General features: G+C 50.6%; 11 protein-coding genes and 1 CRISPR repeat array. Of the genes, 4 read left to right on the top strand and 7 right to left on the bottom strand.

Features of this window, described 5'->3' with window-relative positions; all coding sequences use genetic code 11:
- Positions 1 to 12: 12 nt before the first annotated feature.
- From IX31_RS09195 to cysJ, 4 genes are all read right to left on the bottom strand, one after another.
- A complete protein-coding gene (locus tag IX31_RS09195; RefSeq protein WP_034457480.1) occupies positions 13 to 2,667 on the bottom strand; it encodes a CRISPR-associated helicase/endonuclease Cas3 in 2,655 nt (884 codons plus the stop codon).
- 203 nt (positions 2,668 to 2,870) lie between these two features.
- A CRISPR array of direct repeats spans positions 2,871 to 4,973; the repeat unit is 29 nt; unit sequence CGGTTTATCCCCACTCGCGTGGGGAACAC.
- A gap of 345 nt (positions 4,974 to 5,318) precedes the next feature.
- Positions 5,319 to 6,053, bottom strand: a complete 735-nt coding sequence (gene cysH, locus IX31_RS09200; RefSeq protein WP_034459924.1) for a phosphoadenosine phosphosulfate reductase — start codon at positions 6,051 to 6,053, stop codon at positions 5,319 to 5,321.
- A gap of 111 nt (positions 6,054 to 6,164) precedes the next feature.
- The gene (gene cysI / locus IX31_RS09205; protein WP_034457482.1) at positions 6,165 to 7,877 is read right to left on the bottom strand and encodes an assimilatory sulfite reductase (NADPH) hemoprotein subunit; all 1,713 of its coding nucleotides are present in this window, start codon (positions 7,875 to 7,877) and stop codon (positions 6,165 to 6,167) included.
- On the bottom strand, positions 7,877 to 9,682 hold the full coding sequence (gene cysJ / locus IX31_RS09210; RefSeq protein WP_034457484.1) for an NADPH-dependent assimilatory sulfite reductase flavoprotein subunit: 1,806 nt from the start codon (positions 9,680 to 9,682) through the stop codon (positions 7,877 to 7,879). The genes cysI and cysJ overlap by 1 nt, the downstream gene beginning before the upstream one ends.
- Before the next feature lie 426 nt (positions 9,683 to 10,108).
- On the opposite strand from cysJ, the gene queD reads away from it, so the two are divergent.
- Complete coding sequence (gene queD / locus IX31_RS09215; RefSeq protein ID WP_198528572.1) at positions 10,109 to 10,471, top strand: 6-carboxytetrahydropterin synthase QueD; 363 nt, start codon at positions 10,109 to 10,111, stop codon at positions 10,469 to 10,471.
- 31 nt (positions 10,472 to 10,502) lie between these two features.
- On the opposite strand, the gene queE is transcribed toward queD, so the two are convergent.
- Complete coding sequence (gene queE, locus IX31_RS09220; RefSeq protein WP_034457486.1) at positions 10,503 to 11,174, bottom strand: 7-carboxy-7-deazaguanine synthase QueE; 672 nt, start codon at positions 11,172 to 11,174, stop codon at positions 10,503 to 10,505.
- 271 nt (positions 11,175 to 11,445) lie between these two features.
- Here queE and IX31_RS09230 point away from each other — a divergent pair, with 271 nt between their 5' ends.
- Genes IX31_RS09230 through IX31_RS09240 form a run of 3 tightly spaced genes read left to right on the top strand, consistent with a single transcriptional unit; the run spans position 11,446 to position 13,735 of the window.
- Entirely contained in the window at positions 11,446 to 12,159 is a 714-nt protein-coding gene (locus IX31_RS09230) for a nucleoside recognition domain-containing protein (protein WP_034457488.1), read from the top strand.
- Positions 12,152 to 12,619: a YjiG family protein gene (locus IX31_RS09235; RefSeq protein ID WP_034457489.1), complete on the top strand. Its 468-nt coding sequence runs from the start codon at positions 12,152 to 12,154 to the stop codon at positions 12,617 to 12,619. Before IX31_RS09230 ends, IX31_RS09235 begins: the two co-directional genes overlap by 8 nt.
- Before the next feature lie 3 nt (positions 12,620 to 12,622).
- Entirely contained in the window at positions 12,623 to 13,735 is a 1,113-nt protein-coding gene (locus IX31_RS09240; RefSeq protein WP_034457490.1) for a M20 family metallopeptidase, read from the top strand.
- Between the two features lie 49 nt (positions 13,736 to 13,784).
- On the opposite strand, the gene adhP is transcribed toward IX31_RS09240, so the two are convergent.
- The gene (gene adhP / locus IX31_RS09245) at positions 13,785 to 14,801 is read right to left on the bottom strand and encodes an alcohol dehydrogenase AdhP (protein ID WP_034457491.1); all 1,017 of its coding nucleotides are present in this window, start codon (positions 14,799 to 14,801) and stop codon (positions 13,785 to 13,787) included.
- A 170-nt stretch (positions 14,802 to 14,971) separates the two neighbouring features.
- The gene (gene eno / locus IX31_RS09250) at positions 14,972 to 16,276 is read right to left on the bottom strand and encodes a phosphopyruvate hydratase (protein WP_034457492.1); all 1,305 of its coding nucleotides are present in this window, start codon (positions 16,274 to 16,276) and stop codon (positions 14,972 to 14,974) included.
- Positions 16,277 to 16,300: the final 24 nt, after the last annotated feature.

A 16,300-nucleotide genomic window follows, 5' to 3' on the forward strand; every position in this document is an offset into this window, starting at 1 on the left:
ATAAAATCCCTCTTAATTTTTTGAATAGTCCAGCAAACCTGATTCTTTACTGTAAAACTCTGCAACCTTGTTCCGCTCCAGAAGTGCCACCTGAGCAGCGGGATTGCGGATAGTTAGTCGCATTTTTTCCAGCGCCTCGCCCTCCAGATGCGGGATTTTCTGAGCCAGCGTTTTCCACAACGAAGGCCGGATGGACAAGCGACTTTGTTCCCAGGGGTACGCATCCCCTTCCGCATAAGGTTCGCCATCTTGCCAGGTGAGATAGAGATCAACCGTGTCTTCACTCAAACGAGTCGCCAGCTCAACATCATCCCAAGGGTGATCACTGGCTTTACGTGCATAGCCCTCATCGCGCCACAGCAGCGTTTGAGCGGCAATTCCACTGGCGCTGAAGCTTTTACCCATTGCCAGATCGCTTGCGGGCTGCAGAGCAGACGGGGCAGCAATCCATTCCGCATACACACTTTCGACTAGTTCACGGGCATCTTCAGGCATCCGAATCCCCCCTTTCTCCCGGAGAATATGCTGTGTGCGCCACAGACAAGCGTGATCGGCATAGACAAAACTCGTCCCCGGGATAGATTCTTTTAACCAGTCAGATTCAGGGTCGGTCTGCCAGGTGGGTGCCAAAATATGGAGTACCGGAGGGATTCGCGTTCCACGCTGATGCCGTTGCAGGCGACCTGCTCGCTGGATAAGTAAGTCGATCGGGGCCAAATCGCTAATCATCACGTCCAGATCAATATCCAGGCTTTGTTCAATAACCTGTGTGGCGATAAGAACCTTGCCGCGCCGACCGGCTGCGGTGCTTTCTTTACCAAATTGGTCCAGCGCCTGAGTTTCGACCTTCATCCGGTCAACAAAAGCAAAACGGCTATGGAACAGCAGTAAATCCTCTTCAGGAATAGTTCCGCACTCCTTCAACTGGCGATAAACCTCAATCGCTTCATCCACAGTATTTCGGATCCAGCAAATGCATTGCCCGAGACTTACTGCCTGTTTGATTAGATCAACGGCCTGTTGCGTTTCTGTGAGCCACGCAACCCCCACCTCACGGGAAACTTCAGGGCGCGTGGGGGTAAAGCTTTCGTGAAGCGCTTCGGTAGTCAGCAGAGAAAACCAGGGATATTGCGCGTCCGGAGTTGGGGTGGGTAATTTGCCCCCCGTTCCTTTCTGGAATGCGCGCAGAAGCTTGTTACGCAATGAGTAAGGCAATGTGGCGCTGAGGATGATTGCACTCCCGCCCTGGGCCGCATGGAAGGTGAGCAAACCTTCCAGAAGACGAACCATATAGCTGTCATAAGCATGGACTTCATCTAAAATCAGTAACTTGCCAAAAAGGCCAAGTAACCGCAGTGACTGATGTTTAAAAGGCATCGCCGCCATCAATACCTGATCGAGCGTACCAACACCGACTTCAGCCAGTAGCGATTTTTTCCGCGAATCCGCAAACCAGGCATTGCAGGCGCTGCTGGCGGAACTTTCGCCAGCCTCATAGCTAAGCTGCCCACGATTCTCCCATCCCCATAATGAGTGGTTAAAATCGTCGGACATATGGCGCGCACCATGCGCCAGAACCAGCGAAGGCAAACTGCCTGGCGTAAACAAAGCCCGATACGCCAGAGAGAGGCGGCGGAACATGGCGTTTGACGTCGCCATCGTGGGAAGCCCGACATAAAGGCTATCGCTCTTTCCGGCTGACATCAGGCGGTGCGCCAGAATAAGTGCAGCTTCCGTTTTCCCGGCACCAGTAACATCTTCGAGAACCAGCAACTGCGGGCCTGGGGCAGAAATATCGACGTCTAACGCTTTTTGCTGAAGCGGTGTCAAATGTTCAATAAAGGGGAATAACGCCTGATAAGAGTCAAAATTCTGTACTTTGGAAGGGGTGGGTAAGTGCTGCAATGCTTGTTGCGCCTGGATTTGGGCTTTTTGCCAGTAATCAGCGAGAGGCAATACATCACTCACCTGGGGAAAATAAGACTGGTTTGAACCAAGCCAATCGGCCAGCACCGCCAGCCCAGCCAGCAGCCAACTGCTCTGCTTCAACTTATCTCGCCAGTCTCTGTCAGCAAAGAATTCAGGTATGGCATCAACGCCTACTAACAACGCCAGGTCAGCAAGCCAGTTTTCGGCGGCGATTTTATCCTCTTCAGTAAATGCCTGAGTTCCTTTGACTTCAGTTTCTGGCGGTTTTCCATGGTGCCCCGTCGCGATGCTAAACCAGCAATCAAGCGCATAACTGGCTTTCTTTTTTTGCTCACAAACAGGAATGGCGCTGCAAAGACCTTCCTGCCAGCGAGGTGAAAGATAGTTTTTCCACAGCCAGTAACCCAATGAATCATGGCGTGCGCAGTATGCTTTGCCGCTCACGGCTGGAACTAATAATGGATGTACCCCGCTAAATAACTGCTGGAAGCCGCGAGCAAATTTTCCAAGATCATGAGCGCCAAGAATCCATGCAAACCAGCGAGCCGCTTCATCACGCTTAAATCCAAGCTCGGCAAAAATATCCGCTGCATGGAAGTGATTGTTCATCACCATCTGCCAGCCACACGCGGCAACATCCAGACTGTGCCAGGGCAACAAATGATAAGCCGAATTATCAGTATCGCTTTTGCGATTCGTTTTTCCCCAATAGTGGAAATAATCGGATTGCTGATTCATTTATGGTAGCCAGATAAATATTATTGCGATCAATAGAACGTGAATTGATTTTTTAATTTTTGATATCAATCAGATATTTTTTTGTATTTAAAATATTTTTATGTGCATAAATGGATATATCCCAAATAATTTGAGTGGCAAGACACAAGGCTTCAACCTTTTGAACAGCATTTGCGCTGGATTGCCGGATGAAGCTGCAGGCGCTGTTTATCCCTACTCGCCTGGGGAACACAAAATACAGGTCGTTGGTCGCCTCGGTTCTGGCGGTTTATCCCCACTCGCGTGGGGAACACGGGCACCAATCGTCTCTATCGGGGCTGTATTCGGTTTATCCCCACTAGCGTAGGGAACACAATGGATGCCGCCGCTATTGAAGCGCTTTCCGCGGTTTATCCCCACTCGCGTGGGGAACACATTCCCAAGTTGTGTTAATCTCAGCGTGTCTCCGGTTTATCCCCACTCGCGTGGGGAACACGCTATTGATTACATCATCGCCGCTAGAAACCACGGTTTATCCCCACTCGCGTGGGGAACACATTTACAAAGAACTCCAGGTTTTCCGATTCTGCGGTTTATCCCCACTCGCGTGGGGAACACTCTCTTCGTATTTGCCTCCAGACAGAAGCAGTCGGTTTATCCCCACTCGCGTGGGGAACACGTAGCCAGTCGGGGTAAGCAATAGCCATTTACCGGTTTATCCCCACTCGCGTGGGGAACACTTGCAGCAAATAACAGGGCGTTCGCAGAGCGCCGGTTTATCCCCACTCGCGTGGGGAACACTTGCGGGCAACGTGAATGTCAGGCCGGTATGACGGTTTATCCCCACTCGCGTGGGGAACACTTGTTCAGCTGATTATCATAATTAGTTGCCAGCGGTTTATCCCCACTCGCGTGGGGAACACGGAGAGCTTCAGCCCTTCATTGAGGCCAATCTCGGTTTATCCCCACTCGCGTGGGGAACACTAAACCAGTGGCTTTCCGCAGGCTATACAGGGCGGTTTATCCCCACTCGCGTGGGGAACACGGTCGTGACCGAATCAAAGCGGCTAATAATTACGGTTTATCCCCACTCGCGTGGGGAACACATCAGCGGATTCAGCATGCGCAGGCCGTGCAACGGTTTATCCCCACTCGCGTGGGGAACACCAGTTATTTACGCGATTCAAGATCGTATAGAACGGTTTATCCCCACTCGCGTGGGGAACACCGTATCGGGAAACCAGATTCTGTTCGAATACCGCGGTTTATCCCCACTCGCGTGGGGAACACCGGGATGGCCAGCAGACGTACACGGCGACAAACGGTTTATCCCCACTCGCGTGGGGAACACCGGGATGGCCAGCAGACGTACACGGCGACAAACGGTTTATCCCCACTCGCGTGGGGAACACCGGCTGATTGTTTAGCCGCTGCAGTACCATTTCGGTTTATCCCCACTCGCGTGGGGAACACTCGAGACGGTCGACTGACTCCGATAATACCTGCGGTTTATCCCCACTCGCGTGGGGAACACTCACTGCAAGAGTGTCAGCCATTCATCATTTCCGGTTTATCCCCACTCGCGTGGGGAACACAGATAGGCGAGTTTTCAAAGGTTGAATCCACACGGTTTATCCCCACTCGCGTGGGGAACACGTAAGCAATACAAAAAAGCCCCATTAAAGGGGCGGTTTATCCCCACTCGCGTGGGGAACACGCCAAGCCCGTTGGGGTTGTATCCGCGCAAACCGGTTTATCCCCACTCGCGTGGGGAACACACACGGTAAACCAAATCACGGCTCTGTTTTCTCGGTTTATCCCCACTCGCGTGGGGAACACGTTTGATATTCTGACCGATAAAGACGGCAAGGCGGTTTATCCCCACTCGCGTGGGGAACACAAAGCGCAGGCCATCACGACGACGAGCGCCACCGGTTTATCCCCACTCGCGTGGGGAACACGTATGGCTGACCTTGCTGATGATGAAATAGCGCGGTTTATCCCCACTCGCGTGGGGAACACCGGTAACTCATTTGGTTTTGTTCTATATGACTCGGTTTATCCCCACTCGCGTGGGGAACACGAGCCAATCGGGAATGTCTCCGAGTGTGCTTTCGGTTTATCCCCACTCGCGTGGGGAACACATCCTGACCCAAATCGCTATCAACCCCTACACCGGTTTATCCCCACTCGCGTGGGGAACACGTTTGCTGGCGTTCTGCGGCCTGAGCATCGCGCGGTTTATCCCCACTCGCGTGGGGAACACATTGAAGGATTTGAGTCTGAACCCGATGCTTTCGGTTTATCCCCACTCGCGTGGGGAACACTCTTAAAATATCATACTGATCTATAAAGTTTTTTTAGCTTTAAAAAAATCCACCGATTTTTCCAGATTTTTAAGGTGCGATAACGCTTTGAATTTAAAAATATAAATTATTACTCATACAGCGAATTACGATATTCACCGAATATTTCAAGCTTATCTGACTGGCCAACCAGGTTTTACCATCAGAAGTGAATTAATTAACCATTAATTATTCAGGTAGTTATTGATTAACGTCAGATTGATATAAAGGGAGTTACACAAAGGAGGGAATCGTTCAATCACAACAATAAAGATGAAGTAACTCCCGACCCTCTCCCTTCAAAGAGAGAAAGTCGGAGCTAAAAAATCAGCCCTCGTGCAAACCGCACTCGCGCTTCAAACCAAAGAAACGTGTCTCTTCTTCTGCCATACCCTCTTCCCACTTACGCGTGGTGTGAGTGTCGCCCACAGAAAGATAGCCCTGATCCCATAGCGGATGGTATTTCAGGCCATTAGCGGTAAGGTATTGGTAAACCTGGCGGTTGTCCCAGTCGATTATCGGCAGGATTTTAAACACTTCACGTTGAATCGCCAGCACCGGTAAATTGGCCCGGCTGCCAGATTGCTCACGACGCAGACCAGCAAACCACGTTTGGCCGTCCAGCTCGCGCAGCGCACGGTTCATTGGCTCAACCTTGTTGATGTCATTGTATTTCTCAATGCCTTCAACGCCCTGTTCCCAAAGTTTGCCGTAACGCGCTTCCTGCCACGCCGCACTTTCCTTCGCACTGAATACTTTCAGATTCAGTTTCAGCTTGTCGGTCAGCTCATCAATAAACTGGTAGGTTTCCGGGAACAGATAGCCGGTGTCAGTAAGAATGACGGGGATGTCCGGGAACTGTTGAGTCACCAGATGCAAAGACACCGCAGCCTGAATGCCAAAACTTGAAGACAGCACAAACTCGCCCGGCAGGTTTTCCAGCGACCAAGTGACACGCTGCTGAGCCGTGAGCTTTTCGAGCTGGTTGTTGACCTCGCCCAGCGCCATTATGCGCTCGACTTTCGGCAGTTCATTCAACGCTTTTAGATCGAGTGCGGCCATAAGTTCCTCGCTTGTTGCTTGAATCATGGTGGATGGCGCCTGCGGCTTATCCACCCTACAAGAGCCTTTTGGAGGTCGGATAAGCGTGAGCGTCATCCGACATTAAAATGGCTAGTCCCACAAATCCCGAGCCGGGTCCAACACCGGGCGAATAATCCCGCTGCGGATGGTGAAATCACCAAAGCCTTCATCAGCTTCACGCTCTTTCGACCAGCGCCCGACCAGTTCATCAATCGATGCCAGAATTTCCGGTTCGGTGATGTTTTCTCGGTACATACGCGGAATGCGCGTGCCGATACGGTTACCACCGATGTGCAGGTTGTAACGCCCAGGCGCTTTGCCTACCAGGCCAATTTCAGCCAGTAACGCGCGGCCACAGCCATTAGGACAGCCAGTAACACGTGTGACGATGTGTTCGTCCGGCACGTTGTGCTTTTCCAGTACTTCTTCAACTTTAGTCACAAACTGCGGCAGGAAACGTTCAGCTTCTGCCATCGCCAGTGGACAAGTAGGGAATGCGACGCAGGCCATCGAATTTTCACGCTGTGGTTTCACCGCGTTCATCAGCCCGCTTTCTTTTGCAATCTTCTCAATTGCCGCTTTTTCGCTGGCAGGAACACCCGCAACGATCAGGTTCTGGTTTGCCGTCAGGCGGAAATCGCCTTTATGGATCTTCGCGATCTCCATCAGGCCGGTTTTCAGCGGGCGATCCGGGTAGTCCAGGATACGGCCATTTTCGATAAACAGCGTCAGATGCCATTTGTCGTCGATGCCTTTTACCCAACCGATACGATCGCCACGCCCGGTAAATTCATACGGGCGTGTTGGCTCGAATGTAATCCCGGCACGACGTTCGACTTCGGCTTTAAACACATCAACACCGACGCGCTCAAGGGTGTATTTGGTTTTGGCATTTTTACGATCAGTACGGTTGCCCCAGTCACGCTGTGTGGTGACAACCGCTTCAGCGACAGCCAGCGTGTGCTCAAGCGGGATATAACCGAACTCGCTCGCGGTACGCGCGTAAGTCGCTTTGTTACCGTGTTCGATGGACAAGCCACCGCCGACTAACAAGTTGAAGCCCACCAGCTTGCCGTCTTTCGCGATGGCGATGAAGTTCATGTCGTTAGCATGAAGATCGACGTCGTTCTGCGGCGGCACCACGACCGTGGTTTTAAACTTACGCGGCAAATAGGTTTCACCTAAGATCGGCTCTTCATCAGTGGTCGCGACTTTCTCTTGATCCCACCAGATCTCCGCATAAGCGCGTGTTCGTGGCAGCAAATGTTCAGAGAGTTTCTTCGCCCACTCGTAGGCTTCCTGGTGCAGTTCTGACTCAACCGGGTTAGACGTACAAAGCACGTTACGGTTGACGTCGTTGGCAGTAGCCAGCGCATCCAGTCCGACTTCGTGCAGCATTTCATGTGCCGGTTTCACGTTCTTTTTCAGAATGCCGTGGAACTGGAAAGTCTGGCGGTTGGTCAGGCGAATGCTGCCGTAAATGGTTTTATCTTCGGCAAATTTATCAATGGCTCGCCATTGCTCGGTGGTGATAATCCCACCAGGCAGACGGCAGCGCAGCATCATGGCATGACGCGGCTCAAGCTTTTGCTCCGCACGTTCAGCACGAATGTCGCGGTCATCTTGCTGATACATACCGTGGAAGCGGATCAGCAAGAAGTTGTCGCCTCTGAAGCCACCGGTCAGTCCGTCCTGCAAATCTTCCTGAATGGTGCCACGTAAATAGTTGCTTTCGCGTTTCAGGCGCTCGGCATCAGACAGTTTGCCTTCGACCACTAATGGTCCTGGGTGTTTTTCGCTCATTAGTAGACATCTCGCTGATAACGGCGCTCAACGCGCAGCTCACTTAAAAATTCATCTGCCGTTTCGGTATCCATGCCACCGAACTCGGCTACCACTTCCAGTAATGCCTGCTCAACGTCTTTTGCCATGCGATTCGCATCGCCGCAGACGTAAATGTGGGCGCCTTCATTAATCCAGCTCCACAGTTCCGCGCCTTTTTCGCGCAGTTTATCTTGTACGTATATTTTATGTTCCTGGTCGCGCGACCAGGCGAGATCAATGTTGGTCAGCAGGCCGTCTTTGACGTAGCGCTGCCATTCAACCTGATACAAGAAATCATCAGTAAAGTGTGGGTTGCCGAAGAACAACCAGTTTTTACCACCTGCACCGTCGTTTTCACGCTGCTGCATGAACGAACGGAACGGGGCAATACCAGTGCCTGGGCCAATCATAATCACCGGCGTTTCCGGGTTAGCTGGCAGCCGGAAGTTATCGTTGTGTTCGATGAACACACGCACTTCACCCTCTTCTTCAAGGCGATCGGCCAGGAAACCAGAAGCGCCCCCCGTGCGAGCACGGCCTTCGATGTCATAACGCACAACGCCAACAGTAATGTGAACTTCGTTTTCAGCTTCAGCCTGCGACGATGCGATGGAATACAAGCGCGGCGTCAGTGGGCGCAGCAGTTCAATCAGTTGTTCAGCCGTTAATTCTGCTGGCGCATAACGCACCATGTCGACAATCGGCGTGTTATGAGCAAAGTGTTGCAGCTTAGTTTTATCACCCGCTAAATCCAGCAGCGCTGCATTGCGGGTAATCTGCGCGTATTTCTCAACAATGTTGGCAGTGTTGATAGTAAGCTCGAAATGCCACTCCAATGCTTCGCTCAATGGAAGGGTTTTACCATCAACAGTGACGCTCTCGTCACCTTTGAGCCACAGCAGTTCAACCAGTTCTTTCACCAGTGCAGGATCGTTTTGATACCAGACACCCAGCGCATCACCAGGCTGATAACGCAAGCCTGAATCACCTAAATCAATTTCGAAATGGCGCACGTCTTTTTCAGAGTCACGACCGGTGATTTTCTGGTTAACCGCAAGCGTTGCGGTCAGCGGCGCTTCTTTAGTGTAGGGGCTTGAGAATACTTCGTTGACCACACCCGTCGCAGTCACTGCCGCTTGTGCAGGTGTTTCGGCCGGCACGCGAGATTTCAGGACATCGACAATTTTTGCCCGCCACTCGGCTGCTGCTGGCTGGAACTCAACATCACAATCCACGCGGTCTAACAGGCGCTCACCACCAAGTTCCGCGAGTTTATTATCAAAGTCTTTACCTGACTGGCAGAAGAATTCGTAGGACGTATCGCCAAGGCTGAATACGGCAAATGCAGTGGCTGGTAGTTTTGGCGCTTTTTTCGAGAACAGGAATTTGTGCAACGCCACAGCTTCTTCAGGCGGTTCGCCTTCGCCTTGCGTTGAAGTGACGACAATCAGCAGTTTTTCCTGGGCAATTTGTTTGAATTTGTAGTCGCCCGCGTTAACCAGGTTAACGTTCAGTTTTGCTGCCAGTAAATCATCGCGCAATTGTTCGCTCACGCGCCGCGCATTACCGGTTTGCGATGCAGAAATCAGCGTTATAACTGGAACGTCTGCCGCAGGTGCCTGAGCCGTGGTAACAGCGCTCGGTTGTTGATTGATCATCCCCCAGAAATAGCCGGATAACCAGGCCAGTTGCGTCTGGGAGAAATCGGTTGTCGCCGCCTGAAGGCGTGCCAATTGCTCCGGTGTTAGCGGAAGCAAAGCGGTCGGTGGGGCCTGAGTTGTCATGCTTTTTGGGTTCCAGTAGCAAAAGGTCCGTTTTCATCAATCTACCCGTCATACTTCAAGTTGTGGGGGTGTTGGCTGCACTCACTTACCTCAGTCACTTACTTAAGTAAGCTCCTGGGGATAAGCTCCCTTGCCGCCTACCCACAACTCGAATTATTTAGGGTATAAACGGGAATAAGGTAAGGGTAACCATCAGGATAATAACAATTAAAGAAGGGATAGAAATATCAAATAACCAAAATGACTAACCGCTTTTAGGGGTAATCCATAACGTTAAAAGTGGTTAATTAACCATTTGATTTATATGAATTTAAATTAATAAACATACCTAAAATGGAGCTTTAGCCAATGATGATAGTTTTAGTTAATGCTTAAAATAGTGGATTCCGGTACTATGCGGCGGTTTTTCGTCCTATTGAGATAGTAATAATGACCACCACTCTGTTTAAAGATTTTACCTTCGAAGCCGCTCACCACCTGCCGCATGTGCCAGAAGGCCACAAATGCGGTCGCCTGCATGGCCACTCCTTTATGGTGCGTCTGGAAATCACCGGCGAGGTTGATCCTTATACCGGCTGGATTATGGATTTTTCTGAGTTGAAGGCGGCATTTAAACCGACTTATGACAGACTGGATCATTACTATCTGAATGATATTCCTGGGCTGGAAAACCCAACCAGCGAAGTGCTGGCGAAATGGATCTGGGATGAAATGAAGCCGCTTGTGCCGCTACTAAGCTCAGTGATGGTAAAAGAAACCTGTACCGCCGGTTGCGTGTATAAAGGTTAAAAGAAAGGCACCTTACGGTGCCTTTTTTGTTTTAAGCGATATTCAAATATTTGTGAGTTTGCATCGAAAGTCGCCAGTTGCGGGCAATACAGGTTTCAATACACAGACGCGTCGCATCTTCTTTCTGGCTGATTGGCTGGAGTGCAATAATCCGTTTTTTATCATCGACCAACGTCGCCAGCAGTTCATCTAACGCTTCAACATCACGCATACGGCCAACCGGATGTTTAATCTCGTCGGCACGTTCTAACGCTTGAGACAACACATCATATCCCCCACGCATATTCACTTTTGGTGAAACGGTAACCCAGGTTCCCGCAGTACAACGCACTTCGTGCGTGCCGCTGGTTTCAATCTGGCAGCTATAACCGTGGTGTTCAAAGAGTGAGGTCAGGGGCGTGAGATCGTGAATACAAGGTTCGCCACCGGTAATCACGACATGGCGGGCGGTATAGTCCTGGCGCTGGAAAATCGCCAGCAGATCTTCGGCACTGGCATTCCCCCATTTATCGCTTTCTTTGGTTTTAGCCAGAATGCTGAACAGAGAGACTTCACGATCCGCGAGTTTATCCCAGGTGTGTTTAGTATCGCACCACGCGCAGCCCACTGGGCAGCCTTGTAGGCGAATAAAAATGGCGGGCACACCAGTAAAATAGCCCTCCCCTTGCAGGGTCTGGAACATCTCGTTAATCGGATACTGCATAGTCTTCTCAGATATAGGTGTAAAGAGTAATTATCGCAGAAGTGACGGCTGAGATCATGCGTAACGCGGCTGCTGCAGAAGATGTTCCAGAATCAACCTTAGAAAATGCCAACAAATACTTATAAAACAAGCTTATTGTGCTTACCATCACAACAATCACCCTTGCTATGCCTCTATCCCACACAGCTTGATCATCGTCATGTTCCCATTCAAGAGACGCTTTTAGCATCGCTCATGCATTCTCCAAATCAATAACATAAGGAAGTGATCTATGGAAAACCCGGTTCATTCAGAGAACCAGCGCGTTGGGCCTGGTGCTTATATCGCGTTGTTGTTCGCGATGGTGTTCTTTTCCGGTCTGTTGGGTGGCAAAGAGTGGTATGGCGTTTTCGACTTCACCACACTAAACGGTGCCTTTGGCAAAGTCGTCACGGATGTGAATCTTCAGGGTGACGCAGTCGACGCAGCTAAAAGTGCATTTCGTGGTAAAGGTGGCAATGGCGCAATGGATGGGTTTCTGTTCGCCTTTGGCCTGATCCCGGCGGTAATGTTTGCGCTGGGGATGATCAATGTTCTGGAGCATTACGGTGCACTCAATGCCGCTCGTAAACTGTTAACACCGCTATTACGTCCACTTCTCGGCATTCCTGGTTCAACGGGTCTTGCGTTAATTGGTAGCCTGCAAAGTACTGATGTTGGGGCATCTTTAACGCGCGTGCTGGCCGATGAAGGGCAAATAACGGATAAAGAAAAAACCATATTCACTATGTTCCAGTTTTCCGCTGGCGCCATGATCACTAACTTTTTCTCGTCCGGCGCCGTACTGTTTACCTTAGTAGCCATTGATGGAACTCATGCGGTACCAGCCTCTATAGGCCTGTGCGTAGCGGTGATGTTTATCATGAAAATTGTCGGTGCGAACGTAATGCGCCTGGTTCTGAATGTCACCGAGCGTAAGCAAAGCACGGAGGTGCAGCATGGCTGATACCACCAAACCGATGATCACTGATGTGTTTGTCGCCGGTGCACGAAAAGGCTGGAATATCGCAACCACCAGTACACTGCCAAACGTGCTGATGGCATTCATCATTATTTATGCTCTACAGATTACTGGCGCACTCAATGGCCTGGCCTTGATATTTGGACCACTGATGAAAATCTTTGGCCTGCCTGGTGAAGCAGCGGCAGTGCTCATTGGTGGCTGGATGTCGATGGGAGGTGCCATCGGTGTTGCTATCAGCTTATTTGAAAAAGGCATTCTCACTGGCGCACATCTGGCTATTCTCGCCCCTGCCATTTATCTGATGGGCTCACAGGTTCAATACGCCGGTCGCATTCTTGGCGTCGTCGGCATCCCGGCAAAACGTATCCCTCTAATGATCGCAATTTCGGTGCTGAACGCATTTGGCGCCATGTTAATTATGCGACTTATGATTCTGGAGTAACCCATGGATTTAAAAAAGTATCTTCAAGAACTAAAGAAAGTTGTCAACATCGACTGTGGAACAGCAACAATTGATGGCGTGGAGGAAGTCAGCAGAATTATTCAGCACTGGTATCACGACGAAAATTGGCAATGCGACAGAGTCTCACTCGGTGAAAAAGTTGGGCCTGGATTATTTGCCACCAACAAACCCGATGCTGAACAATATGACGTGCTACTCGTCGGGCATATGGATACCGTATTCCCAGTCGGAACGGTAGCTGAGCGCCCTTTCCGCATTGAAGGAAACCGTGCATACGGCCCTGGCGTTTCCGATATGAAAAGTGGACTGCTGAATATTCTCTGGGCGTTGCGCGAAATGGATAGAGCGACGCTGGCGCGGTTATCTATTGGCGTGGCGATGAACCCGGATGAAGAAACCGGTTCTGCTCATTCCCATCACTGGATAGGTGAACTGGCAAAACGCAGCCGCTATGTCTTGGTATGTGAAGCCGCCAGGGCTGATGGCTCGCTGGTGAAAGCACGCAAAGGCATTGCAGGATATAAATTAACATTCAAGGGTGTAGCGTCACATGCGGGTAATGACCCGGAATCTGGTCGCTCCGCGATTAAAGCGCTGGCGCGCGCCGTTCTGGAAATCAGCGATCTGGCGGATATGTCTAAAGGCACAACTATCAATGCCGGTGTGATTTCTGGCGGTGTCGTGGCAAATATCGTACCTGAACACGCGGAGATGATTGTCGATGTCCGCTTCCAGGACAACGATGAATATGCGCGAATCCATGCTGCAATCCAGGCTTATGGCCAGCGGGAATTCGAGCGCGATGTGAAAACAGTTGTTCAACAGCAAGCGCATAAACCAGCTATGTCACCAACGGCAGATACTGAAAAACTGATGCAAATTGTTGAACAGGCCGGCGCTGCCGAAGGCATCGATGTGCGTTGGAAATCTGTGGGTGGTGGCTCCGATGCTAACCATACCGCCGCATTAGGTGTCCCGTCGCTTGATGGGTTTGGCCCGATCGGCGCAGGTTTCCACAGTGCGTCAGAATATCTGGAGATAGACAGCATCGAGCCGAGAATTCGGCTGCTTAAACGCGTGATTCAGTCGCTATAAAATCAAATGGCCGGGGAAACCCGGCCATATTTAGTTTGCCCGGCAACGCTTACTTCTTCGTTTTAAAATCAATCACCATGCGGCCTTTGATTTTACCCTCTTCCATTTCCTTGAAGATCGCATTGATATCTTCAAGCGGGCGCATCGTCACTTTAGGAACCACTTTCCCTTCGGCTGCGAACTGGAAGGCTTCGGCCAGATCCATGCGAGTTCCTACTAACGAACCGACAACTTCGATGCCATCAAGCACCAGACGCGGGATGTTGAGGCTCATGGACTCAGAAGGTAGCCCAACGGCAACAATACGAGCGCCAGCACGAACAGCATCTACTGCGGAGTTAAATGCCGCTTTTGCTACAGCGGTAACCACAGCAGCATGTGCGCCACCTACTTTTTCCTGAATAACTTTTGCCGCATCTTCATTACGCGAATTGATGACTAAATCTGCCCCACATTCTTTGGCAAAATCGAGTTGTGCATCATTCACGTCAATAGCGATAACTTTGGCATTGAACACATTCTTTGCGTATTGCAGCGCAAGGTTACCAAGTCCACCTAAGCCATAAATCGCAATCCACTGCCCAGGTTGAATATGTGAAACTTTCACTGCTTTGTAAGTTGTCACACCCGCACAAGTCACGCTGCTGGCTGCGGCAGATTCGAGGCCGTCGGGGACTTTTACCGCATAGTCAGCAACAACGATGCACTCTTCAGCCATGCCGCCATCGGCGGTATATCCGGCATTCGTTACGCTACGACACAGCGTTTCGTTACCAGTATTACAATATTCGCAATTTCCGCATCCACGGAAGAACCAGGCGACACTTGCACGGTCCCCCACTTTCAGCGAAGTCACACCTGGGCCGATAGATTTCACTACCCCGATACCTTCGTGACCCAGCGTAATGCCAGTCACATCACCAAAGTCTCCATTTTTCACATGCAAATCGGTGTGACAAACACCGCAACACTCCATCGTCAGTAATGCCTCGCCGTACTCAAGTGGACGAACGGGCTTATCTATGATGCCGACAGAGTGGTCTTTGTTAACAACTGCAGCTTTCATGGCGGTCTCCTGACCTGTGAGTGAAATAACCCACTAATCCTGGTCGAGAGCACAAGTAACCGCAAACTGCATCCCCGGTTTATGCGAGAGCGGCTCAGATTTCGTGAAAAATGCGCACAAAAAAACCCGCCGAAGCGGGTTTTTTAATCAGAATTTAAAGCAGTAACGAATTACTGACCTTTAACTTCTTTCAGACCGTTGAACGGAGCTGGTGTGCCCGCAGCAGCCAGGGCTTCTTCGATACGAATCAGCTGGTTGTACTTAGCAACACGGTCAGAACGGCTCATAGAACCAGTTTTGATCTGGCCTGCAGCAGTACCAACAGCCAGGTCAGCGATGGTAGCGTCTTCAGTTTCGCCTGAACGGTGAGAGATAACTGCAGTGTAGCCAGCATCTTTCGCCATTTTGATCGCAGCCAGAGTTTCGGTCAGAGAACCGATCTGGTTGAATTTGATTAGAATGGAGTTAGCGATACCGTTGTCGATACCTCTTTTCAGGATTTTGGTGTTAGTAACGAACAGGTCGTCACCAACCAGCTGAAGTTTGTCGCCCATAACTTTAGTCTGGTATGCGAAACCATCCCAATCAGACTCGTCCAGACCGTCTTCGATAGAAACGATTGGGTACTGTTTGGTCAGCTCTTCCAGGAAGTGGGTGAATTCTTCAGAGGTGAAAGCTTTGTTGCCTTCGCCAGCCAGAACGTATTTACCGTCTTTGTAGAATTCAGAAGCAGCACAGTCCATAGCCAGAGTAATGTCTTTACCCAGCTCGTAACCTGCAGCTTTAACCGCTTCAGCGATTACAGCCAGTGCTTCAGCGTTGGAACCCAGGTTTGGCGCATAGCCACCTTCGTCACCAACAGCAGTACCCATACCTTTAGATTTCAGAACTTTAGCCAGGGTGTGGAACACTTCAGAACCCATACGGATGGCTTCTTTCAGAGTTTTAGCACCAACTGGTTGAATCATGAACTCCTGGATATCAACGTTGTTGTCTGCGTGCTCGCCACCGTTGATGATGTTCATCATAGGCAAAGGCATAGAGAATTTGCCTGGGGTGCCGTTCAGTTCAGCGATGTGTGCATACAGCGGCAGGCCTTTAGAGGCAGCAGCAGCTTTAGCAGCAGCCAGAGAAACAGCCAGGATTGCGTTAGCGCCGAAGTTGGATTTGTTTTCGGTACCGTCCAGGTCGATCATGATCTTATCGATGTTTGCCTGGTCTTTCGCATCTTTACCAGTTACAGCCGCAGCGATCGGGCCGTTAACTGCAGCAACGGCTTTCAGAACGCCTTTGCCCAGGAAGCGAGATTTGTCGCCATCGCGCAGTTCCAGCGCTTCGCGGGAACCAGTTGAAGCACCTGATGGTGCAGCAGCCATACCTACGAAACCGCCTTCCAGATGAACTTCAGCTTCAACAGTCGGGTTACCACGGGAGTCGATGATTTCACGACCGATGACTTTAACGATTTTGGACATTAGATTTTCCTCAGTACAAGTTAA

It is taken from the genome of Buttiauxella noackiae (assembly GCF_000737905.1).
GTDB classification, from domain to species: domain Bacteria; phylum Pseudomonadota; class Gammaproteobacteria; order Enterobacterales; family Enterobacteriaceae; genus Buttiauxella; species Buttiauxella noackiae.

Bases quoted from the DNA above. Each gene is read 5' to 3' on its own strand.
- IX31_RS09195 (WP_034457480.1), bottom strand. From the start codon at position 2,667: ATGAATCAGCAATCCGATTATTTCCACTATTGGGGAAAAACGAATCGC.
- cysH (WP_034459924.1), bottom strand. From the start codon at position 6,053: ATGGCCGCACTCGATCTAAAAGCGTTGAATGAACTGCCGAAAGTCGAG.
- cysI (WP_034457482.1), bottom strand. From the start codon at position 7,877: ATGAGCGAAAAACACCCAGGACCATTAGTGGTCGAAGGCAAACTGTCT.
- cysJ (WP_034457484.1), bottom strand. From the start codon at position 9,682: ATGACAACTCAGGCCCCACCGACCGCTTTGCTTCCGCTAACACCGGAG.
- queE (WP_034457486.1), bottom strand. From the start codon at position 11,174: ATGCAGTATCCGATTAACGAGATGTTCCAGACCCTGCAAGGGGAGGGC.
- IX31_RS09230 (WP_034457488.1), top strand. From the start codon at position 11,446: ATGGAAAACCCGGTTCATTCAGAGAACCAGCGCGTTGGGCCTGGTGCT.
- IX31_RS09235 (WP_034457489.1), top strand. From the start codon at position 12,152: ATGGCTGATACCACCAAACCGATGATCACTGATGTGTTTGTCGCCGGT.
- IX31_RS09240 (WP_034457490.1), top strand. From the start codon at position 12,623: ATGGATTTAAAAAAGTATCTTCAAGAACTAAAGAAAGTTGTCAACATC.
- adhP (WP_034457491.1), bottom strand. From the start codon at position 14,801: ATGAAAGCTGCAGTTGTTAACAAAGACCACTCTGTCGGCATCATAGAT.
- eno (WP_034457492.1), bottom strand. From the start codon at position 16,276: ATGTCCAAAATCGTTAAAGTCATCGGTCGTGAAATCATCGACTCCCGT.